General features: G+C 47.7%; 20 protein-coding genes and 1 riboswitch. Of the genes, 7 read left to right on the top strand and 13 right to left on the bottom strand.

What is annotated here, in order from left to right; all coding sequences use genetic code 11:
* Positions 1-19 precede the first annotated feature (19 nt).
* The gene (locus tag AC58QT_RS29570; protein WP_497412103.1) at positions 20-712 is read left to right on the top strand and encodes a response regulator transcription factor; all 693 of its coding nucleotides are present in this window, start codon (positions 20-22) and stop codon (positions 710-712) included.
* Entirely contained in the window at positions 709-2,076 is a 1,368-nt protein-coding gene (locus AC58QT_RS29565; RefSeq protein ID WP_497412102.1) for a sensor histidine kinase, read from the top strand. Before AC58QT_RS29570 ends, AC58QT_RS29565 begins: the two co-directional genes overlap by 4 nt.
* Here AC58QT_RS29565 and AC58QT_RS29560 read toward each other — a convergent pair whose 3' ends face one another.
* From AC58QT_RS29560 to AC58QT_RS29535, 6 genes are all read right to left on the bottom strand, one after another.
* Positions 2,077-2,664: a nitroreductase family protein gene (locus tag AC58QT_RS29560; protein ID WP_497412101.1), complete on the bottom strand. Its 588-nt coding sequence runs from the start codon at positions 2,662-2,664 to the stop codon at positions 2,077-2,079.
* Positions 2,665-2,876: 212 nt separating this feature from the next.
* Positions 2,877-3,662, bottom strand: a complete 786-nt coding sequence (locus AC58QT_RS29555; protein WP_497412100.1) for a tyrosine-protein phosphatase — start codon at positions 3,660-3,662, stop codon at positions 2,877-2,879.
* A gap of 77 nt (positions 3,663-3,739) precedes the next feature.
* A complete protein-coding gene (gene phnC / locus AC58QT_RS29550; RefSeq protein WP_497412099.1) occupies positions 3,740-4,534 on the bottom strand; it encodes a phosphonate ABC transporter ATP-binding protein in 795 nt (264 codons plus the stop codon).
* A gap of 20 nt (positions 4,535-4,554) precedes the next feature.
* The gene (locus AC58QT_RS29545; protein ID WP_497412098.1) at positions 4,555-5,346 is read right to left on the bottom strand and encodes a PhnE/PtxC family ABC transporter permease; all 792 of its coding nucleotides are present in this window, start codon (positions 5,344-5,346) and stop codon (positions 4,555-4,557) included.
* Entirely contained in the window at positions 5,347-6,138 is a 792-nt protein-coding gene (phnE, locus tag AC58QT_RS29540) for a phosphonate ABC transporter, permease protein PhnE (protein ID WP_497412097.1), read from the bottom strand.
* Positions 6,139-6,171: 33 nt separating this feature from the next.
* On the bottom strand, positions 6,172-7,071 hold the full coding sequence (locus tag AC58QT_RS29535) for a phosphate/phosphite/phosphonate ABC transporter substrate-binding protein (protein ID WP_497412096.1): 900 nt from the start codon (positions 7,069-7,071) through the stop codon (positions 6,172-6,174).
* 188 nt (positions 7,072-7,259) lie between these two features.
* Here AC58QT_RS29535 and AC58QT_RS29530 point away from each other — a divergent pair, with 188 nt between their 5' ends.
* Positions 7,260-7,904, top strand: coding sequence for a GntR family transcriptional regulator (locus tag AC58QT_RS29530; protein WP_497412095.1), 645 nt, complete (start codon positions 7,260-7,262; stop codon positions 7,902-7,904).
* A gap of 106 nt (positions 7,905-8,010) precedes the next feature.
* Here the strand turns inward: AC58QT_RS29530 and AC58QT_RS29525 are convergent, their stop codons facing one another.
* Together AC58QT_RS29525 and AC58QT_RS29520 are read right to left on the bottom strand one after the other, a co-directional pair.
* On the bottom strand, positions 8,011-9,234 hold the full coding sequence (locus tag AC58QT_RS29525) for an MFS transporter (RefSeq protein ID WP_497412094.1): 1,224 nt from the start codon (positions 9,232-9,234) through the stop codon (positions 8,011-8,013).
* Positions 9,235-9,375: 141 nt separating this feature from the next.
* Positions 9,376-10,089: a FadR/GntR family transcriptional regulator gene (locus AC58QT_RS29520; protein ID WP_497412093.1), complete on the bottom strand. Its 714-nt coding sequence runs from the start codon at positions 10,087-10,089 to the stop codon at positions 9,376-9,378.
* Positions 10,090-10,279: 190 nt separating this feature from the next.
* Between AC58QT_RS29520 and AC58QT_RS29515 the strand changes: the two genes are divergently transcribed.
* Both AC58QT_RS29515 and AC58QT_RS29510 read left to right on the top strand, forming a co-directional pair.
* Complete coding sequence (locus tag AC58QT_RS29515) at positions 10,280-10,675, top strand: YuzC family spore coat inner layer protein (RefSeq protein ID WP_497412092.1); 396 nt, start codon at positions 10,280-10,282, stop codon at positions 10,673-10,675.
* 204 nt (positions 10,676-10,879) lie between these two features.
* Positions 10,880-12,241, top strand: a complete 1,362-nt coding sequence (locus tag AC58QT_RS29510; RefSeq protein ID WP_497412091.1) for an S-layer homology domain-containing protein — start codon at positions 10,880-10,882, stop codon at positions 12,239-12,241.
* A 69-nt stretch (positions 12,242-12,310) separates the two neighbouring features.
* Here the strand turns inward: AC58QT_RS29510 and AC58QT_RS29505 are convergent, their stop codons facing one another.
* The 4 genes from AC58QT_RS29505 to AC58QT_RS29490 form a co-directional block, all read right to left on the bottom strand.
* On the bottom strand, positions 12,311-13,108 hold the full coding sequence (locus tag AC58QT_RS29505; RefSeq protein ID WP_497412090.1) for an energy-coupling factor transporter transmembrane component T family protein: 798 nt from the start codon (positions 13,106-13,108) through the stop codon (positions 12,311-12,313).
* Entirely contained in the window at positions 13,099-14,601 is a 1,503-nt protein-coding gene (locus AC58QT_RS29500) for an ABC transporter ATP-binding protein (protein ID WP_497412089.1), read from the bottom strand. Before AC58QT_RS29500 ends, AC58QT_RS29505 begins: the two co-directional genes overlap by 10 nt.
* A gap of 4 nt (positions 14,602-14,605) precedes the next feature.
* Positions 14,606-15,202: an ECF transporter S component gene (locus tag AC58QT_RS29495; protein WP_310501682.1), complete on the bottom strand. Its 597-nt coding sequence runs from the start codon at positions 15,200-15,202 to the stop codon at positions 14,606-14,608.
* Between the two features lie 136 nt (positions 15,203-15,338).
* Positions 15,339-15,449: riboswitch (TPP riboswitch) on the bottom strand.
* Between the two features lie 72 nt (positions 15,450-15,521).
* Positions 15,522-16,967: a methyl-accepting chemotaxis protein gene (locus tag AC58QT_RS29490; RefSeq protein WP_497412088.1), complete on the bottom strand. Its 1,446-nt coding sequence runs from the start codon at positions 16,965-16,967 to the stop codon at positions 15,522-15,524.
* 184 nt (positions 16,968-17,151) lie between these two features.
* On the opposite strand from AC58QT_RS29490, the gene AC58QT_RS29485 reads away from it, so the two are divergent.
* A complete protein-coding gene (locus tag AC58QT_RS29485) occupies positions 17,152-17,883 on the top strand; it encodes a DUF3105 domain-containing protein (protein WP_497412087.1) in 732 nt (243 codons plus the stop codon).
* Here the strand turns inward: AC58QT_RS29485 and AC58QT_RS29480 are convergent, their stop codons facing one another.
* A complete protein-coding gene (locus AC58QT_RS29480) occupies positions 17,884-18,666 on the bottom strand; it encodes a helix-turn-helix transcriptional regulator (RefSeq protein WP_497412086.1) in 783 nt (260 codons plus the stop codon).
* Between the two features lie 126 nt (positions 18,667-18,792).
* On the opposite strand from AC58QT_RS29480, the gene pyk reads away from it, so the two are divergent.
* A complete protein-coding gene (gene pyk / locus AC58QT_RS29475) occupies positions 18,793-20,205 on the top strand; it encodes a pyruvate kinase (protein WP_497412085.1) in 1,413 nt (470 codons plus the stop codon).
* Positions 20,206-20,633: the final 428 nt, after the last annotated feature.

The raw sequence follows: 20,633 nt of genomic DNA, 5'->3' as shown, positions 1-20,633 counted from the left end.
GGAAATGAGGATTATTGGCATGGCACACACACTTTTACTCGTCGACGATGAGCGTCAGGTGCTCGAATTTATGGAGCCTTATTTGCGTCAAGAAGGCTTTCAAATCGTGACAGCAACAACAGGAACGCAAGCTTTGACGCTTGCTCACGAACATAAACCTGCACTCGTTGTACTCGATTGGATGCTGCCAGAAATGAGCGGGATCGAGATCTGTCGACGGTTGCGAAGCGGATCGAGTCATATTGGCATTATTATGGTGACTGCGAGGACGGAGGAAACGGACAAAATTGTGGGACTAGAGGTAGGCGCCGACGATTATTTGACTAAGCCTTTTTCCCTGCGCGAGCTTGCAGCTCGCATTCGTTCGGTTCTGCGAAGGCTGGCCGTCCATGAGGAAGGTCTTACAGAGGAGATACAGCGTGGAGAATTAACGATTCATGAGGCAAAATGCCTGGTGCGTAAACGCGGCCAAGAAATCTCGCTCACGCCAACAGAATTCAAGCTGTTACTTACACTGGCTGCGAGACCAGGGATCGTGTACAGTCGACTACAATTGCTGCAAAGCGCATTGGAGGATGATTTTCTGAACGACGAGCGCACCGTGGATGCACACATTAGCCACTTAAGGAAGAAAATTGAGGACAACCCCTCCACTCCGGCATTCGTTCAGACGGTATATGGGTTTGGGTATCGATTCGGGGATCAGCTATGAGTGTGCGGCGTAAGCTGTTTATCACGATGATTGCCTTTATTGTGGGGATGGGCATCATCTTTGCGGTGGTCACACAGTTCTTAATGCGGGACGTGCTGCAGGTGATGGTGGAAGCCTCTCGTCAGGATGAAATGAACGAAATCTCACAATCCCTTAAGCAGTATTATCAAACAAATGGAGGCGCTTGGAGAGGTATTGAAGCTTACTGGGCAGCCCATGTTCCGGATATCATAGGCGAAAAAGGGGCCAGTGTGATCCTAATGGCACCGGATTCCCGTGTCTTGTTAACGAGTGGGGATACTCCCTCCAAAATAGTTCGGACATTCGGCATTCGAAGTAATCTCATGTTAGGGGAACAGAAGATCGGCACGTTGATTTACCACGATAAGGGTGCCGAAATGATGTCGAAGCTGCGCATCGGTGTTCTCAGCTCGACTCGTTTTTTTCTCATTGTCGGTACCATTGCCTTTGTGCTATTTTCTCTAGCTCTCATCTATTGGCTTGCTAGGCGGCTAACCGCTCCACTTCGAGCGATCCTTCCTGTGCTTGACCGACTGGGCAAAGGAGAATACGGCATGCAAGCGCCTGTGACGAGTCGCGATGAATATGGCATGGTGGCTGAGGCGGTCAATGCCATGTCTGTTCAGCTTCATCACGCGGAGGAACTGCGCCGCAACATGTCTGCTGACGTAGCGCACGAGCTCCGCACACCACTGACGATCATCAGCGGCAAGCTGGAGCTGCTTCAGCAGGAGGCTCGGCCCATCCTGCCAGAGGTGCTGCTACCCCTGCAGGACGAACTCATTCGCCTGACGCGGCTCGTGGATGAGCTGCATCAGCTCTCGCTCGCAGAAGCCAAAAAGCTTCCGCTAGAACGGAAGCCTGTTGATATGCATGCACTTCTTCAGCGCATCGTGGAACATTTTTCTGCAGATGCGCAAAGCAAAGGGATTGCGGTATCGCTAACCACTTCCGTCGATCATGCGATCCTTTTCGTCGATTCGCATCGGATGACACAGGTGTTCTATAACCTGTTGACCAATGCCATTCGGTATACACCTGCTGGTGGCCAGGTAGAGGTTCTTATAGAGAGTGTTCACGGACAGTGCCTTCGCTTATCCGTCCGTGATACGGGTATGGGCATTGATGCCGAGCATTTGCCCTTCCTATTCGAGCGCTTCTACCGAATGGATGAAGCGCGCGCCCGCAATAGCGGTGGTATGGGGCTAGGGCTTGCCATCGCCAAACAATTGGTTTTGGCCCATGAAGGGACCATTGAAGTGAGCAGCCGTCTAGGGGAAGGCTCTGTTTTCACAGTTACACTCCCCATCGAAAAGAGCGCTCGTTCGGAAATAGCACGGTAGTTACTCCGTCACCCATTGCGTTTTTAGGGCAAAAGGAACACGCGCTGCCTTCGTTGGAATGACTTCAGGATAACCCACATAGATAAAGCCGACCATCTCTTCTTTGCCTGAGAGACCGAAGTTCTCTTGCATTTTCGGATGATACGTCGGATCACCGGTACGCCAGATGGAGCCTAAGCCAAGGGCATGTGCGGCTAGCATCATATTTTGTACAGCGCAGTGCACAGCCGCATATTCCTCAATCACGGGTACGACCGGCTTCTCCGACGGGGAGACAGCTACAGCAATAATGAGCGGAGCTCGGAACGCTTTTTTCTCATTGCTGCTACGCAGCTGCTCTTCTTCTTCCTCCGACAGTGCCGCATCTGCGCCTGCCTTCGCTTCTGCAAGGGCGACTTCGGCGTATCCGCGCCCCAACAGCTTTCTGCCTTCGCCTGACATCACCCAGAACCGCCAAGGTTCGGTATGCGCGTGGTTCGGTGCCCAGACTGCTGCTTCCAATATCTCTTCAATCAGCGTTTGCTCGATTGGGTCCTGCTTAAGCTTCCCAATGCTGCGTCGCTCGCGAATCGCTTCTTTCACATCCATGCTTCCCACTCCTTAAATGTTGTTGGTGTTGGTGCACTTTGCACATGCTAGATACCCCTTAATTTACAGCTTCCCCACGTTAATTTCAATTTCTATTCTCCCGATGCCGCCGCAAAATAGAAAAAGACCCCAAGCTTCCTATAAAGGAATGCTTGAGATCACTTGTCACTATCTAGTTGGTTACTTTCACTATCTACGGTCTAACAAGCCGTTTAGTTCTCCAAACAGTATTCCTGAAACTCTGCACGCTTCGCGGCTGTCATACCAAACTCTTGCTCCAGAAAGGCTGCTACAGACTCATATTTCTCATGAATCGCCTTAAATACAGCTTCCATGAACTCGCGGCGCAGCTCCATATTCGCCATAATCAGTTCCACATCTTCAGCTGGCATGAACTCGGAAAGTTGCGTTCGCATTTTTTCATTCATAGGTTGCAGCGTTACATTCGATATCAGATAATCCTCGATGATTGTTTCTTCCGGCACGCCAAGTGCGAGTAGTATCATAGCACCGCCAACACCTGTCCGGTCACGACCGCCAGCACAGTGATGCAGTACGCCGAGATTGTCTGAGTTCATGATCGTCGTCATCAGCGTTTGGAAGGATGCATTGTCGATCGCCATTTCCACATACATGTTGGCTAGAAAGTCTGGTGTCATACTCTTAAAATGACCCTGACGCATAAGCTCACGCATATCAGCAGGAATATCCTGTTTCATCGCGGATACGCGAATATTCGTAACCCCTGGAATCGCAGGATCTGGCTTCTGCTCCGCTTCTGAATCTGTACGGTAGTCAAAGATAGTTTTGATTCCCAAGGATTGGAACAAGGCCATATCCTTCTCCGTCATGCCTGTTAATTCCGCTGCACGAAATAAAATACCATATTTAACCTTACGGCCGTCAACGGCTTCATACCCGCCCATATCACGGAAGTTTAAAACACCTTCGAAAGGGAGTACGCGGTTTTCGGGATAGTTTGCAATTTGAATGGACATGGTCACAACACCTCATCGTATAGTTTGAACGTACATTTAACTCTTGCCACATAACAGTGGTTATCGTCAGGTTAGATTTAAGCAAAAGCAAGCTTTAACTCTTGGGGCTGATGAAAAGCTTCACTCTCTTTCCCCTCATAAATCAGCGACGTATGATAGTCCGTCAACGCTTCTGGAGGGCCGTCAAATACGATTTCTCCCGCTTTGATGCCGATAATGCGACTCGCATATTGCTTAGCCACCTCAACCTGATGCAGGTTAACCAAGCAAGCGATACCTTGCTCCGTACAATTACGGTGAATGGCATCCATCACGACACCCGACGACCGCGGATCCAAGGAAGCAATCGGCTCATCCGCTAGAATCATCTTGGGGTTCTGAGCTAGCGCTCGACAAACACCGACACGCTGCCGTTGACCGCCTGAGAGTTCATCCGCACGTTTATAGATCTCATTTTCCAATCCAACTTTACGTAGTAAGGCAATCGCTTCTTGCTTATCCGCTTCACTATAGCGATTAAACATGCCTGCCAATGAACTCATATAGCCCAAACGTCCATGAAGGACATTTTCTAGCACACTTAGTCGATTCACAAGATTATAATGTTGAAAAATCATCCCGATCTGCGAGCGTACTTTACGCAAATTCTTGGTATTCGCTTGTTCCACGCGTTGTCCAAGGAAATCAATACTCCCTGAGGTTGGTTCGATCAGACGGTTAATCGAGCGCAGCAGCGTTGATTTGCCGGCTCCACTGGGACCGATCACAGCGATAAACTCTTTTTCTTTCACTTCCAAATGACCAATATTCAACGCTCTAGTTGAATTGTTATATGTTTTTTGCAAATTTCGAATCGTTAATAGTGTTGACATACCTGTGACCTCCTTGGGGTTTAGCGACTGCGTCCAACAAGACGAATGCGAACTTGATTCGTCGTCATTTCGAGCAAGAATAACGTTACAAATACGACCAGAACGCCCATCCCTAAAGGAGCAAAGTCATAAAAGCCGATATACTCTTGCAAAAGCACACCTATGCCTCCCGCACCGACCATACCCAAAATGACCGTTTCAGCGACTGTCATCTCAAAGTTAAACGCGATAGATGCCAAGAAAGTCGTAGACAGGCTAGGCAGAACGCCATTAAAGACGACATGCCACCAAGTCCCTCCCGTTGCTCGAATCGCTTCCACAATGTCTTTACCGGATTCATCAATTTGCGCAGCGAACACTTTGATCAGGTACGATACAGTCGGAAAAATGAGTCCGAGCACGCCGGCCATAGGCCCGAACCCCATACTAGCTACGGCTAATAGTACCCACACTGTTGTAGGAATTGTACGAACAATAACAACAAAAGCACGTAATAGTTTAGCTGCAAATCGGTTAGGGCTTGTGTTGTCCGCCATTACAAAGGCAAGTAAGATCGCAATCACTACGCTAATTAGCACACAAAGAAAAGCAACAACAACAGAGGTCAATAGCTCCGCCAGAAGCATCGGCAGCTCATTGAAAGAAATTTGCATAAACTTTTGAGCGATATCCGGTATCCGCTGAACCCCATCCAGAAACTGTTTGGTATCCAGTTGAAGATAGAACATACAAGGAATGAATAATACGATCATGCCTAGGAAAAATAATTGCTGCTTACGCTGTGTAGTCTTATGGGCGATAGGCGTCTTCATTTATATCAATCGCTCCCTTATTCGCTGTGTCAGGAACTCAACAACCAAAATCATGAGTACCATAATGGTGATAACGGTGGCCGTTTTACTGTATTGGAAAAGATCCATGGTTAGCTTAATTTGGCTGCCGATACCACCCCCACCAACAAGTCCAAGCACCGCAGAGGCCCGAATTGTGATCTCAAACATGAACAGGGTCCATGAGATATACCCCGGCATAAATTGAGGAATAACCGCATGTCTTACCTTTTGAAAATAAGTGGCTCCTGTCGCATTGATGGCTTCCACCGCGTGTTTATCGATATCTTCAATAGATTCCGCATACACACGGGACAAAAAAGCGATGCCGAACAGAATGAGAGAGAAGATCCCCGGCATAGCGCCCACTCCGAAGAGCACAACTAAGAGCGACGTCCATACCAAGAAAGGCACGTTACGGAAAAAGGAAACAATACCGCGCAATACATATCGGATAACAGGATGCGGTGTTGTATTACTAGCCATCATGAAAGCAAAGATGATCGCGACAGCCGAAGAAATGAACGTTGCCACAACCCCAAACGCCAAGGTATCCAAGATCGGTTTGACATAACGGGATACATCAGAGGCGTTCGGCGGCATGAAATCAACGACTAAAAACCGCACAAAAATCGGAATTCCCATCATAAATTCCACGACATCAAACTTGATGTACCAGATGGAAAAAATGATGACGGAGGCAAGGAGGAGAAGCGACAAACGCCGCTTAACCTTCCTTTGCTTAAGTATAATTTCAGGGTGCATGACAGACATTTCTCCTTCTCCGGCTGTTACTTGATCGTTCGATTATTTAAGCAGGTCTTCTGTGCTAAGGTTCAGTGATTTCGCAATTTCACGAATGTTGTCATAGTTCTTGTCATTAGCTTCAATGAATTTACCATCAGCGGACCCTACTGTATTTTTGAAATATTCCGGATTGTTATAGCTGAGTAGAAATGCTTTTACTTTGTCCTTGATCTCTTGTGAGATATTGCCGCGAATACCAATCGCTGTTCCTGCGACCGATCCGGATTCTGCGATCACACGGTAGGAATCTTTCTCGATTAAACCTTTGGCTTCCAAAGTTGCAGGCAGCATAGCGGAAGTAGCGGCAGCGTCATACTGTCCTCTAACAACACCAAGCACAGCCTTGTCATGCCCTCCAGCAAAGGAAACTTCTTTAAAAAAGTTGTTTTCTAATTCTTTTGGCGTGATACCTAGTTGTTTAACGAACATCGACTTCGGTAATAAGTGGCCCGTTGTCGATACGGGATCGACGAATCCGAACGTTTTCCCTTTTAAATCGGCAAGCGTTTTGACAGGTGAATTTTTCGGAACGATAATGACTGAAGCCGGTTTACCAACCATGCTTGGCAGGGTAAGTTCAGCAATTGGCTCTACTTTTGCACGATCAACCGCAACGATGTAAGAGAATGGACCGAATAGGGCGTAATCGGCTTTATTATTTTTCATAGCCTCAATGGCCGCGTTATAGCTTGTAGCTTTGAAAGACTCAACCGGAATCCCTATTTTCTCAGAAAGCTTGTTTTCGAAGTCTTTATTAATTTCAGTACGCTTTTCATCACTTTCTTGTGGAAGGTAGGCAATAACAAACTTTTTCGGTGTTGCGCTGCTTGATGTGCTGCAGCCTGCCAATACAGAAATTAGAGCGAGTGCAGTAAGCATGATTGAAATGGTCTTCTTCATAGTACCCTCCTAAAATAACGTTCAAGTTGTATACAAGTTGAATTCTACTTGTTTATTGTTAGAAGAATATCTACGTGGTTTTAACGTTTTGTAAATGTTTCGTTCTGCCGTAAATGCCTTCACTTGGCCGAAAATCCATGCTAGACTAACTAGACAATTCCATTTTTATAGTGAGAGGAATAACTGAAATGTCTTCATCGTTGATTCAAGCCGCCTATGAATATATTCATACACAAATCATGCACGGAGAGTTTATGCCTGGCACCTTATTATCCGAAAATGAGCTCGCAGACGCGTTGAATATGAGCAGAACGCCCGTCAGAAGTGCTATCGCCCAGCTCGAACACGAGGGATTAGTTGTTTCTCTGAAAAATCGTGGGATTCTCGTGAAAGAATTATCGATGAAAGAAGCCATGGACACCATGGAGATTATGCACGCTTTTCAGTTATACACGTTGGACCATATGCAATCACAAGGTGAAATGCCCGACTTAAAAAAGCTCAAAACCATTCTGGATTTGCAATATGAGGCAACTGAACAAGGAGCCTATTATTTATATGTGAAATACAGCTTTGAATTTGCATGTAGCCTTATTAGCATTTTGAGCAATGCCAGCATGTTGAAGGTTTTGGAGCAGTCCATTAATAAAATCGTCCTTTATGCCACAATTAACTTTAAAGTCACTCCTCACGAGCCGCACTACTCAGCCAATAAACTCAATCAATCGGTCTATGATGCGCTGGTTGATCGCGATTTCGAGCTTGTAAAACGCATTATGAAAGAAGCGCATTTATTTAATAGAGAGCGCATGGTGCGATCTGGTCGTATCTAAAATTATGAACGATGAACGTACAGAGCCGCTGAGACGTAAAATGACCTCCAATCCACGAATGTGGAGTTGGAGGTTCTTTGTTGATTCGACTGTGCTTCGTATGCGATTAATTGATCATGTTCAATTTTTTATCCGTTGGCAAAAAGGCTGCAAGCAGTCCTAGCAAAGGTAAATACGCACATAGCTGAATCACAAAGCCAATGCTAGTCGCATCCGCCAGAGTCCCCAGCACCGCTGAACCAATGCCGCCTAAGCCGAACGCCAGACCAAAGAATAGCCCCGATACCGTGCCAACCTTGCCTGGCAACAGTTCCTGCGCGTAGACCACGATAACAGAAAATCCGGACAAAAGTATGAACCCGATACATGCACAAAGCACCGCTGACCAGAAGAGGTTCACAAATGGCAGCAGCAAGGAGAATGGCGCTGTCCCCAGGATGGAGAACCAGATCATATTTCGTCTACCGAATTTGTCCGCTAAAGGTCCACCCATAAAGGTACCGACGGCCCCAGCCGCTAACAAAATGAAAATAACAAGCTGCGCTTTCCCTGTAGTGACGCCGAAATGATCCATTAAATAAAACGCATAGAACCCCGTCATACTCGCCACATAAACGAATTTGGAGAAGAGCAGCATGATGAGAATAAACAACGCATAGGCGACTGTTTTTTTAGGCAGCGACTTCTTCACAACAGCCGATTTTCGCGCCACAGAGCGTACGACAATCGCGCCTTGATACCATTTTGCAACAAACACTTGAATCACAATCCCCGCTGCCGCGGCAAAAGTAAACCAAATGATCCCGAACTGTCCTAACGGTACGAAAATAAGTGCAGTAAACACAGGCGCCAACGCCTGACCAATATTCCCGCCTGTTTGGAAAATCGATTGCGCCAGCCCTCTCCGAGGACCCGCAGCTAAGTAGGCTACCCGAGAAGACTCTGGGTGCAGCACAGATGACCCTAACCCGACGAGAATAACGGCCATGATGACATGAGAGAACGTTCCCGCATAAGCCAAGACGATGATACCTATCAGCGAAAATACAACCCCGATTGGCAGCAAATAGGGCTTCGGCTTCGCATCTGTATACAACCCAATTAGCGGCTGGAACAAGGAAGCCGTCACATTAAGCGTGAAAGCGATCCAGCCGATCTGCGTAAAGCTCAACTGCAAGGAGTCATGCAGAATCGGAAAAATAGCGGGAATAACCGACTGAATGGAATCATTCAATAAGTGCACTAAGCTGATTGAAAATAAGATGGCGTACACCGTACGTGCCTGATCTTGTGCTGGGCTCGTTGCAGCTGTTGTTGCTGTTGATTGCATAAAATAAAATCACTCCTTATCATCATATCATCTGATGTTTAAATTTATAGAAGAGAAAGAGCTCCGTGGTGTCAGCCACTTTACTCTTTTTCGACTTTGATGTTGGCGATAGCTACTTTATATCCCCTTCTGTCGCAGCAGCTACTCCTGTTGAAGAAACTTTTTGACTTGCTGGACGGTTCCCTCCAGATTTTGAAGCGTCCAATTCTCCGCAGCGGCGACATCCTGATCTAGGATGGCTTGATACAAATTCACGTGAAAGAGATGATGGTGATCATGAACCTGCTCATCCTTCACTAAATTCGTTAAAGCTTCCAGCAGTACCGCTGAAAATGAACGATACAGATCGACAACAATGCTGTTCTTGCTCGCGACTGCAATCGCTTGATGAAACGCCAAATCCGCCGTTAGATACGCGTCCATATTTCCACTCTCGAGCGCCTTCAAACGTTGATGAAGCGCTTCTCTCATCTGCTCCAGATCCGCTTCATCTCGACGTTCCGCTGCGAGTCTGGATATTTCTAGCTCGAGCATTTTCCTGACTTCGTAGACTTCCAATATTTCAGCCCGACGCAGTCGGTGGACTAGCGGCTCCTGCATCGCAGCATCGGAATGCCCCGTTAAAAAGGTCCCAAAGCCCTGCTTCTTCTCCAGCAGACCCGCGTGCACAAGCACCCGTACAGCTTCACGAATGGTAGAGCGGCCGACGCCGAACTGTTCCATTAATTCCGGCTCTGTCGGAATTTTATCACCTATTTTAAGCTCGCCGTCAGAAATTTTCTTCTGCAGCTGTGTCACAACATCATCAACAAGCTTGGGGCGGCGGAGTGTTTGGAACGATACTTTCGAATTCATCTGATCATCTCCTGTATAAGTAGTATATCAGCTGTTTTGGGATTTTTCTATAGAATAAGAACAAGCTCATCCTTTTTTTATGAACAACTTCTCCTTAATACCCGCTCCATCCTAGCTTAACCATGCACACTCGCCCACATCTTACATATATTGCTAGTGCTCATCATTTTACAGAAAGGGGACGGTCTCCTTGTACAACGACCCAACCTTGTATCCTTATCGCCCAGTTCAGTATTACCTTTATCCGCCCCATCCTTACCACTATGCACCTTATTGGGCGTGGGATCGCGACTTTCCACCTGTGAATACCAAAACACTCTCCACCTCGGCCGCTACCTCTGAGCATATATTGAAGGATACCTCCCTTCTCGTCAAAAAGCTCACGGATCCCGCAATTGCTAAACAATTGATGACCAACGCTCAGAGTGGGAATAAAAAAGAAGTCGATCGCATCATACACACCTTCGGTTATGAATCCGCTATTGAAACAACGTACTCGCCAAGTGCTGTTCATTTCATTGTAGGTCCGCGCATTACAGGCAATCCCTGCTGCCAACTGACACTCATGCTCAAATGGGGCGAATAGTCAAAAAGAGCAATCCAACCCGCATTGGGTGAAAGGATTGCTCTTTTTTGACATTTATTTAGCACTCTCCTGGTGAGACTGCCAGAAATTTGACAATGACGTGGATGATCAGGCAAGCTATAGTTATAGCAACAAGACCAGCACGTGAAACACTAGATTGCTAGAAACACAAAATTCGCAACATGCCAAGGAGGCCTTTCCTATATGAAACCAAATAATAAACTTAAGCTTATTTCGACTACTGCCATGGCATTAACATTATTCGCTTCTCTATCACTGGTTCATCCTGCCTCCGCTGCTGTTAAAACAAGCGCTGATTTCACTGATTTGGCTGGAAGTAACGCAGCTTTAAAAACTAAAATTGATCGTATGATCGCTGATGGTATTTTTGAGGGCGTCTCGGATTCAACTTTCGGCATCTCGCAAAATATGACGCGTGCGCAATTCGCTAAAGTAGCTACGAAAATTTACAATATCCCGGTTGATCTTACGATTAAGGTGTCCAGCTTCACCGATGTTCATGCAGATGACGTGGCTAATGGTTGGGCGATCCCTTATATTGAAGCAGCCAAAAAAGCCGGTCTTATCGACGGTGTAACAGATACAACTTTCCTGCCTGGCGAGTCCGTTACTGCAGCCCAGTTGGATACCGTGCTTCTTAAAGGATTAGGCAAAACGGTTTCTATGACAAGTTCGCCTTGGTACACCGATGCAATCAAACAAGCTACTGCGCTTGGTATTCATCCAACTAGCAAAACTGGCGACCAAGCCGCAACACGTGAGGATCTCGTGCTTAGTTCATTTGGAGCTCAAGAAGCTTTCAACGCTCAGAAGCCACCTGTTGTAACACCAACTAACCCAAGCAATGTTTCCATTGTAGGTGATTACAAGTTAGCTAGCGTCATTGATAGTGGCCTTACAAGCTCAGCTACAGGTGTCTCACAAGCGGATGCGGAAGATCCTACTATAAGTAAATTTGCAAAAGAAATTAAAATAAAAGTAACCTCTGCAGCTGGTGAAGAAATTGCCATTCCTGGCGTTGTACAGTCCGTCTTCTCCTCCAATTCCAGCATTGCCAAAGTAGGTCTTAGCTCCGATCATCATGCTTATGTAATCGGAAATAAACCTGGAACAGCTGATGTAAGTGTGATGGTAAAAATTGGTGATGGGGAAGCTAAACAATTGCATGTTACCGTAACGGTCCAAAGCGACCCTGTGACTGTGAAGACATTAACAGCTGGGGAAACTTCCATTACCGAAACGATGACAGTTGTTGGTAGTGTGTATCAGGCTGACTTCAATGCTTATGAAGCCATGGATCTTACGGCTATTGATAGCTATGACAACAAGTACGAAGGCACCGATGTTTCAGATTACAACTTTGCTCTAGGAACTGTATTTATTACCAATGATATACAAGGCGAAGCAGGTTCAGCTGTTGGCTCCGTCATGGTCGAATCCGATGGTACTGTAAAAGTAACAGGTAATGTGACATCATTTGAACTTACAGCCGTATCCGCATCAGGAGTAAAAGCTACAAGCTACATTACATTAGTGAAAAACTAAGCAAAAATAAAAGAGCAATCCTTCCCCCTTCGGGGATTGGGTTGCTCTTTTTTTCTATGACAAGGCAGCCTATCGCACATCTACACTGTTCAAAATCGGCCAAGTCACGGCTAGCCAGTAAGCCGCTGCGATGAGCACAATCCAGTAGAGTATGTAATAGATATCTACCTTGGAGTAGGAGGATACATAATAATAAGTTCGTTGGCGACTCATCGAAAAACGCTTCGCTTCCATCGCCACCGCCGTCCGATGGGCACGGCGAATGCTTTGAGCTAGCAGCGGAATCGCAATCAACCGCATCGTGGTGTACCAGCCAGTGAGCGGATTCTGGCGCTTGGGTTTGCCCCTAACCTTGAGCGCATAGCGAAGCGTCTGCAACTCCTCAAGGATGACGGGCAGCATGCGCAGCGCTGCCAAGAAGCTGTACGCGTACTTCGGCGCGACCTTCCACTGCTGCATCATCGCGTAGAACAACGCGACAGGCCTAGTGGTCAAGCTGAACAGCAAGCCAACGGAGGCTACCTGCATACCGCGTAAACCAAGATGTATGCCGCGGTAGAAGCTCTCCTCCGTGATTCGTATAATCCCAAGGTGATACCACAACGTCTCACCTGTACCGAACATCATCATCCCCAGTGAGGATGAGATGAATAGAAGCAAGAACGGCGACGTATACAGCAGTAAGCGCTTAGCCGGATGCCCGGAGAGCAACGCTAGCGGAAGCATCGCACCGATTGTCAGAAACAGCATCATATTGATGTTATGGGTGAAGATGACCACGATGAATAGCCCAATCGATAAAATGAGCTTCACCCCGGGGTTCACCCGATGCAGCCACGTCTCCCGAAAGCTGAACGTTATTTGCATAGCAGCGGTTCACCTCCCGTGTCAGCGTGCACGTCGGTTAGAGCGGACGATGACGCGACCTCCGTCACGCGCCCCGCATCAACCTGCCAGGTGCGGGTGGCCCAGCGCTGGACGATCTCGTGATCGTGCGTGACCATCACGATCACGGTTCCGCTGGTGCGCAGCCGCTCCAGCCCCTCAAGCATGCGCATCGTGCCGCGCGCATCGAGCCCGAAGGTGGGCTCATCCAGCAGCAGGATGCGTGGCCGGCGAACCATCGCCGAAGCCACACTGAGCCTGCGCTTCTGGCCCAGCGAGAGCTGGAACGGGTGTTGCTCGCGCAGCGCGAGCAGGTCGTATTCGCGGAGCAGCCGCTCAGCAGCTGCCCTCTGGCCCTTTGACTGACCCTCTGGCAAGCCATAGGTCAGCTCTTCCTGCACGGAGTTCGTGACGAACTGGAACTCCGGGTTCTGAAACACAAAGCCGACTTGCTCCGCAAGCTGCTCGACTTTGTTGCCCTTCACGGCCGCGATGTCACAGCTACCGCGGGTTGGGATAAGCCGCATAATCGCGAGGAGGAGCGAACTTTTGCCTGCACCATTGGCACCGACAACGGTGATCCATTCGCCTGGATATACGCTGAAGTTATCCACAGAGGTCTTGATCTCTCCGCCGCGAAGCCCGACGAAATCCCGGAAAACCATAACAGGCTCCATGGGATTTACGACTTCTCGTGCTTCACTCGGCGTCCCAGCACCCTGATCTACCTGCACATTCTCCATGGCGTAATCTTCCCATACCTCGGGATACCAGATGCCGTATTCCCTTATTTGCTCTTTATAAGCTTCAAACATCGTAAGCGGAGGTCCATCTGCCAATACTTTTCCTTCTGGTGTCAGAATGATCAACCGATCGAGCAAATCCAGCATGCCGCTAATTTTGTGCTCTACGATGAGCAGGGTTTTGTTCTCGCTTATCAAGCGAATCGTATCCCAGACTTGCTTCGTACCCTCATCATCCAACAAAGCCGTAGGCTCATCGAGAAAGAGCACCTCTGGCTCTAGCGCTAGCACACTGGCAATGGCCAATCGCTGCTTCATTCCTTGTGACAGCGTACTGATCAGCGTGTGTGCATCCGGTAAATGTAACCCAACAAGGTTTAAATAATGGCGAATGCGCGCAGGCATCTCCTCCCGCGGCACTTCCTGATTTTCCAGCACAAACGCGATTTCTTCGTCGACGTATGGCATGCAGAACTGCGTATCCGGATCTTGAAACACATAGCCCCATCGGTCAGGTCTGTGAATCTCATCCACTTTGAGCGGAAGCTCAATCATGTCCGGGACAATGCCACTCAATACCTGAAGCAGCGTCGATTTGCCGCTGCCGCTAGGTCCAAGGAGCAGCACCTTTTCACCAGGTTTGATGTAAAAGGAAACCCCCTGAAAGATCAGGGGGGCGTCATCGCCGGGATATTTTAACCGTAGATTCGTAACGCTCATTCCTTCGCTCATCTTTTTACCCCAATACATCGTAATCTTTTTTGGAAACGGGGCGAATTAGATTCAGTACACCCGTGCGAGACAAAGCGCTCGTCAAATAGTAGGCGAACACACCTGCGATCAAAGCGCTGCCCAACAATCGCAAGCTGATGAATAACATGTAATTCCAAAAGGTTAGCTGCTCCATATAGCCATAGTAAGTATCCACGAAGATAGACATGATGGCTGATGCGAAAGATGCGAGAATCGTTACTCCTACAGTCGTACGGCGATAGCGGAATGCAGCAAATACCAGCTCTGCTCCAAGCCCTTGAAGCACACCGAACACTAGCGTCGCCACTCCCCAATGACCGCCATAGAGGGCCTCAATCGTGGCAGCCGCCACTTCTGCCAGTAAAGCAACCCCTGGTTTGCGAATGACGAGGAAAGCAAATGTCGCGGCCATGAACCACATGCCATAACTTAACTGCTCTGCATGCAAGCCCAGCGGCTTCATCAGGTCGTAAAATGGTCCCCAAATCCGATAAATCACACCGAACACTGCCGAGATCACAATCGTGATCAAAATATCGGTCAGCTTCAACCCTTGTTTACTTGCTTCCTTTTGCGCCATCTTCTACTCGACTCCTTTTCTCAATTCCTATTTGTCAATGAGATAGGCGAACACGCCAACCTTGGATGTATGTCTTCATTGCCCCCGAAAGGACAAAAAAAGCCCACCGGATTAACGGCAGGCTTGAACATTCGTGCAAAAAAAGCACATAAGGTCTCTACGCTGGCATTATCCAGATCAGATTAACGGTCAGTGGCATAGGGCCACTATCTCAGCCTGACTTCATCAAGCACCCGTGTTGCTATTCATTTGGCTTAACTGTAGCGGATTAGCCGCTTTTTGGCAATCCTTTTTTTTCCATGGGATTATCGCACACTGCTTATTTCTCAATCAAATGCTTGAGATCCTGCGTTAATCCGTTCAATTGACGGATGCTGTCTACGATATCCTGTACGCGATGCTGCTGCACTTCGGCGCTCGCCAACACTTCTTGAACGGATGCCGCAGACTCTTCGGTAATCGCTGCAACAGATGTCATTTCTTCCGCGACGTGTTGCGAAGAGATCTGCAACTGTTGATTCATGCGCTGCAAATGCCCAGCTTGCTCCATGACTTCCGCTGTATTCGTGTTGATAACCTCGAACAATTGGTTTACATTATCTGTCGATTTTTTCCCCGACTCTACAGCTTTAATCCCTACGGCAACCTTCTCAACCGCTGTCACGACTTTCGTCTGAATGGAGCCGAGAATCTCCGAGATATCGGTCGATGCGATGTGGGCGTTCTGAGCCAACTTCCGAATTTCGTTTGCAACTACGGAGAAACCTTTCCCATGTTCGCCTGCGCGAGCTGCTTCGATGGAAGCGTTCAGCGACAATAGATTCGTTTGGTTAGCGATGTCTGCGATCGTGGAAACGATGTTCTCAATTTTCACATTTTCTTCGTTCACTTCATTCATGATATCGGCGGTTTCTGTCACGATCAGGGTAATATCATTGATTTTGAGTGACAAATCCTGCATCTGTGTCTTGCCTTCATTCGTCATTCTCGCCGTATCTCGCGATCTGCTGCTCATCGTATTTGACGCCGCGGTCGTCTGTTCAACCGTTTCATTCACGTTTTGAATGGCGGTTGTAATATCGTTAATACTGGATGCCTGTGATTCAATACCTATCGTAATCTCCTGAAAAGCGGCAACCACTTCCTCCGTAATTCTGCCAGTTACAGCGGCGTTCTCTTGTAGGTTTCCACTAGATGTACCTAGAACTTCTGTCGTCGTACGTACACCTGCCAGTACTTCATCCGTCTTGATCTTAGAATTATCTGATTCCTTCGCGCTTCTCGCGACGTTCGTTAACATTCTGGTCCCAATCTGACTTTGACCGATGAGTGTCATAATCGTAAGGAGGTAGAAAGCATTGACTCCAATCGGGTCCACATGCGGAGTAAGAGACGTTATGTAAACATTCATATTAATGAGTCCGATGACACCATTCAGCACAAGCGGTTTGTAATCCATATATAAAGAAATGAGTGCTAAGCTAAGGTACAGTATAAAAAGACCAAATAACGACGCACTATTCGACATGAAAAAATAGGAAATCACACTAAGTCCAACCGCAATAATATACTTCGTATAGGGAATTGCAACCCTTTTCCAAGTTAGAATTGTACATATAATGGCAATTGGCACGCCAACCGATGAAAGGGTTATCATCATCGTAGCTGATGTGTACGCAGCCGCGACCCCCAGTGCAAGACACGCCCATAAAAGCTTAACCATTAAGCTATTTCTTCTGTTTAATTCGAGCAGTTGCTCCGACATCCTTACTCCCCCTAGATAACTTCTACAAAATGAGACATTTTCCTACACTATTCAACAAGGATGCTTGTTTACCCTCTATTTTAGATGCCAAAATCAGGATTAGATTAGAAGTTGACTTCTACCCCAAATAAAAACTACAATTTGTAGTGTCTTCATTTTTTTTCAATACAGGAACTTATCCAGGATGGATCATTCCACGACGCAGAAGGGGATTGAAACGATGACCATATTGCTCTATATCGGACTAGCTTTACTTATTGCCGCTATCATTGGCTATGTGCTCGCAGCACGCATTAACAAAGACAACACCTCTCGGTTGAAGAAGGCCGAAAAGCAAGCTTTGAAAAAGAAACATAAGACCTGGCAACTGATTTCACATGCCCTGCTCATTGTTGCTATCGGCAGTATGGGCACTTCACTCATTCAGAGCTCCGCCGGCAAATATAGTCTAGACAAGCTAAATCTACATGCCAACATTCAGGTCACGACAGATAAGGACTACGGACGCGATCACAAAGATGGTACCTTGATGTACGAGATGAAAATCCCTACTTCAGGCACACATAGTCCCCACGATTTGAAGTTCGGCTTCTATAAGGAGCGCCCTGGTTACGAAATGCTTGTCCACAACCTGGAGCATGGGGATATTATCATCCATTACCATCCCGACGCACCGAAAGAGCTGCTTGACCGCCTTGAGTACTTGACCCATTTTAAGACGGCTGGTGCTGGGGTGCTCGCTGTTCCTAATGTGGATGTGCCTGCTGATCAAGAGGTTGTCGTTACCGCTTGGACGAAAACGATGTCACTTACCAAATTTGATGAAGCTAGCGTTAGTACATTTATTTACGACAATATCAACAAAGGTCCTGAACAAATTCCAGCAAACATTCGACTGGGCGGCGGAACGATGTAATTATTTTCGAATCGTTTCACGATCTGAGACTAGCTCAGTCGGCACCAATCCTGTCATTCTCCGAAATACACGGTAAAAATAAGACGGATCGTTATAGCCGATAAATTCGGCTATTTCGGTTACAGTCAGGGCCGAATGGCGCAGCATATAGACGGCAGTTTTAATCCTTGTGACGTGCACAAATTCACTGATCGTCTGACCCGTAACCTGGCGAAAAAGGGAGGCTGCATAATTCGGTGACCGGCTGATGCAGAGGCCTAACTCGTCTTTAGTCACATGTTCGCGGTAATGATTCTGGATGTACCCCTTCATTTGCTCCACGAGAAGTGACGTTGCTGAGGTTGTAGCGGCCTGATCACACTCTCGTTGGAGGTACACAAACAACTCTTGCAGATGCGCTTCACACAGCGCTATGTAATAGGGCTGTTTATCTTGCCATCCACGATGAATCAACCGCAGCCGATCTGCGATAATATCGAACTTCCCCGTCTGACGGCAGGTGTGCGACGTTTGTTGAAGTAGAGGAAAGATGTGAGAGGCTGCTTGTGCATCCAGGTGCAGTACGAATTTCTCATGAATTTTTGTAGGCACACTTCGCCCATAATAGGGTGTGTCTCCCGGAATGAGCAGCCAATGCCCTTTGTCTAATACTTGTTTTTTCTCGTTGATCCAATACACACAGCGGCCATAGATCACAAAAATAAACGTCCAATCTTGGTGGATATTGGGCTGATCCTCGTTCCATGAACTGCTTTTATGATAGTCAAAGTCTGTTAGCTGCATAGATGACTCGGCACCCCTCTATCGTACTATATTGCATATATCATACTATAGTTCATAGAAACTCGCATCAATAAGGCATATAATGAAGCCAACTAATCTCTTACATTCGAAAGGAAGTCCTTCACGATGCGTAAAACGAAAATCATTTGTACAATGGGTCCAGCCTGCGATTCCGTTCCTACCTTGAAAGAATTAATTCGCTCTGGTATGAGCGTTGCTCGATTAAATATGGCTCACGGCGATTTGGATGAGCACCGCGGTCGTATCCAGCGTGTGCGCCAAGCAGCGCAAGAAATGGGTGTTATCATCCCGATTCTGATGGATATTAAAGGCCCTGAAATTCGCATCGGTCAATTGAAAGATGCTTCCTATGATTTGCAAACGGGCGATCGCATCGTCTTGACGACCGAACAAATTATCGGCGACTCCAGCCGCGTATCCGTGAACTACCCAGGCTTGCCGCAAGATGTTAAGCCGGGCAACCTCGTGCTAATCGACGATGGCTCCATCGAGCTGCGTGTCGAAATGATCGACGGCACAGAAGTGACTTGCAGCGTCTTGAACCCTGCTCAGCTAAAACAGCGCAAGGGTGTTAACTTGCCGGGCGTGCGCACGTCCTTGCCGGGTGTGACGGAGCGCGATGTCATGCATATTAAATTCGGCGTAGAAGAGAATATTTCCATCGTCGCGATGTCCTTCGTTCGTAACGGAAACGATGTTCGTGAGGTTCGCGCTCTTCTTGAGCAACACGGTGCTGGTTTGACACCGATTATCTCCAAAATCGAGAACGAAGAAGGCATGACGAACTTCGCTTCCATCTTGGAAGCTTCCGACGGCATCATGGTTGCCCGTGGTGACCTTGGTGTTGAAATTCCGACAGAAGAAGTTCCAATTGCACAAAAAGATATGATCCGCGCATGTAACTTAGCAGGTAAGCCTGTTATCACAGCTACGCAAATGCTGGATTCCATGCAGCGCAACCCGCGTCCTACTCGCGCTGAAGTGAGTGACGTAGCCAACGCTGTGCTTGATGGCAGTGACGTTGTCATGCTTTCCGGCGAGACGGCAGCTGGGAAATATCCAATCGAGTCAGTGACGATGATGGCGACGATTGCTGAGCGCGTTGAGCAAACAATGGTGCGCAGCTCCCTGGTGGATGCACAGCTGCAGTCCAACAACGAAATCACCGAAGTATTGTGCCAAGCTGTCGTATCTTCAGCGAACAAGCTGCATGCAGCGGCAATTTTGACGCCGACTGAGACAGGCTTCACAGCGCGCATGATCGCGAAATATCGCCCAGAAGCACCGATTATCGCAGTGACGAACAGCCAGCACGCGATCAGCCAATTGAGCATGGTGCAGGGTGTTATCCCTGTTCTTGGCGAGTTCTGCGAATCGACGGATGCGATGATTCGTGTTGCCATCGACAAAGCCGAGACGCTTGGCTATGTAAAAAAGGGCGACCTCACCGTCGTGTCCGCTGGTATTCCAGTTGGGAAGTCCGGTACGACCAACTTGTTGAAGGTTGAGCGGGTTTAGGGACCTGAGAAAGCCATTTTCGACCGCTCGGAGCGAGTTTGGTGCTGATGCCTTGCTGAGACTGCAAGTATCGACCGCTCATGTGGGAGTTTCGTCATTTCAAACTAGTTGGATTGCTGAGAAGGCTACTTTCGACCGCTCGGAGCAAGTTTGGTGCTGAGGCGTCGCTGAGACTGCAATAATCGACCGCTCGCGTGAGAGTTTCCGTCTATTCTGACTAGTTTGGTTGATGAGACTGCAACTTTGGACCTCTCAGAGTGAGTTTGGTGCTGATGCGTGGCTGAGAGTGCCTTTATTGACCTCTCATGTGCGAGTTTCGTCTGTTCTGACTAGTTGAAAAGTTACTATAGCTAAACTGCCTACGTAGTATAGACCATTAAGCCTCCCTTCCACCCTTGTCCTGTGGAATGGGAGGTTTTTACGTCCTG

This window comes from Paenibacillus sp. J31R109 (assembly GCF_059692055.1).
The sequence above is the reverse complement of the archived record's forward strand: the minus strand, read 5'-3'. Positions and strand labels throughout refer to the sequence as shown.

What these genes read in the sequence shown, in the direction of transcription:
- AC58QT_RS29570 (WP_497412103.1), top strand. Translation starts at nt 20, where the DNA reads ATGGCACACACACTTTTACTCGTCGACGATGAGCGTCAGGTGCTCGAA.
- AC58QT_RS29565 (WP_497412102.1), top strand. Translation starts at nt 709, where the DNA reads ATGAGTGTGCGGCGTAAGCTGTTTATCACGATGATTGCCTTTATTGTG.
- AC58QT_RS29560 (WP_497412101.1), bottom strand. Translation starts at nt 2,664, where the DNA reads ATGGATGTGAAAGAAGCGATTCGCGAGCGACGCAGCATTGGGAAGCTT.
- AC58QT_RS29555 (WP_497412100.1), bottom strand. Translation starts at nt 3,662, where the DNA reads ATGTCCATTCAAATTGCAAACTATCCCGAAAACCGCGTACTCCCTTTC.
- phnC (WP_497412099.1), bottom strand. Translation starts at nt 4,534, where the DNA reads ATGTCAACACTATTAACGATTCGAAATTTGCAAAAAACATATAACAAT.
- AC58QT_RS29545 (WP_497412098.1), bottom strand. Translation starts at nt 5,346, where the DNA reads ATGAAGACGCCTATCGCCCATAAGACTACACAGCGTAAGCAGCAATTA.
- phnE (WP_497412097.1), bottom strand. Translation starts at nt 6,138, where the DNA reads ATGTCTGTCATGCACCCTGAAATTATACTTAAGCAAAGGAAGGTTAAG.
- AC58QT_RS29535 (WP_497412096.1), bottom strand. Translation starts at nt 7,071, where the DNA reads ATGAAGAAGACCATTTCAATCATGCTTACTGCACTCGCTCTAATTTCT.
- AC58QT_RS29530 (WP_497412095.1), top strand. Translation starts at nt 7,260, where the DNA reads ATGTCTTCATCGTTGATTCAAGCCGCCTATGAATATATTCATACACAA.
- AC58QT_RS29525 (WP_497412094.1), bottom strand. Translation starts at nt 9,234, where the DNA reads ATGCAATCAACAGCAACAACAGCTGCAACGAGCCCAGCACAAGATCAG.
- AC58QT_RS29520 (WP_497412093.1), bottom strand. Translation starts at nt 10,089, where the DNA reads ATGAATTCGAAAGTATCGTTCCAAACACTCCGCCGCCCCAAGCTTGTT.
- AC58QT_RS29510 (WP_497412091.1), top strand. Translation starts at nt 10,880, where the DNA reads ATGAAACCAAATAATAAACTTAAGCTTATTTCGACTACTGCCATGGCA.
- AC58QT_RS29505 (WP_497412090.1), bottom strand. Translation starts at nt 13,108, where the DNA reads ATGCAAATAACGTTCAGCTTTCGGGAGACGTGGCTGCATCGGGTGAAC.
- AC58QT_RS29500 (WP_497412089.1), bottom strand. Translation starts at nt 14,601, where the DNA reads ATGAGCGAAGGAATGAGCGTTACGAATCTACGGTTAAAATATCCCGGC.
- AC58QT_RS29495 (WP_310501682.1), bottom strand. Translation starts at nt 15,202, where the DNA reads ATGGCGCAAAAGGAAGCAAGTAAACAAGGGTTGAAGCTGACCGATATT.
- AC58QT_RS29490 (WP_497412088.1), bottom strand. Translation starts at nt 16,967, where the DNA reads ATGTCGGAGCAACTGCTCGAATTAAACAGAAGAAATAGCTTAATGGTT.
- AC58QT_RS29485 (WP_497412087.1), top strand. Translation starts at nt 17,152, where the DNA reads ATGGATCATTCCACGACGCAGAAGGGGATTGAAACGATGACCATATTG.
- AC58QT_RS29480 (WP_497412086.1), bottom strand. Translation starts at nt 18,666, where the DNA reads ATGCAGCTAACAGACTTTGACTATCATAAAAGCAGTTCATGGAACGAG.
- pyk (WP_497412085.1), top strand. Translation starts at nt 18,793, where the DNA reads ATGCGTAAAACGAAAATCATTTGTACAATGGGTCCAGCCTGCGATTCC.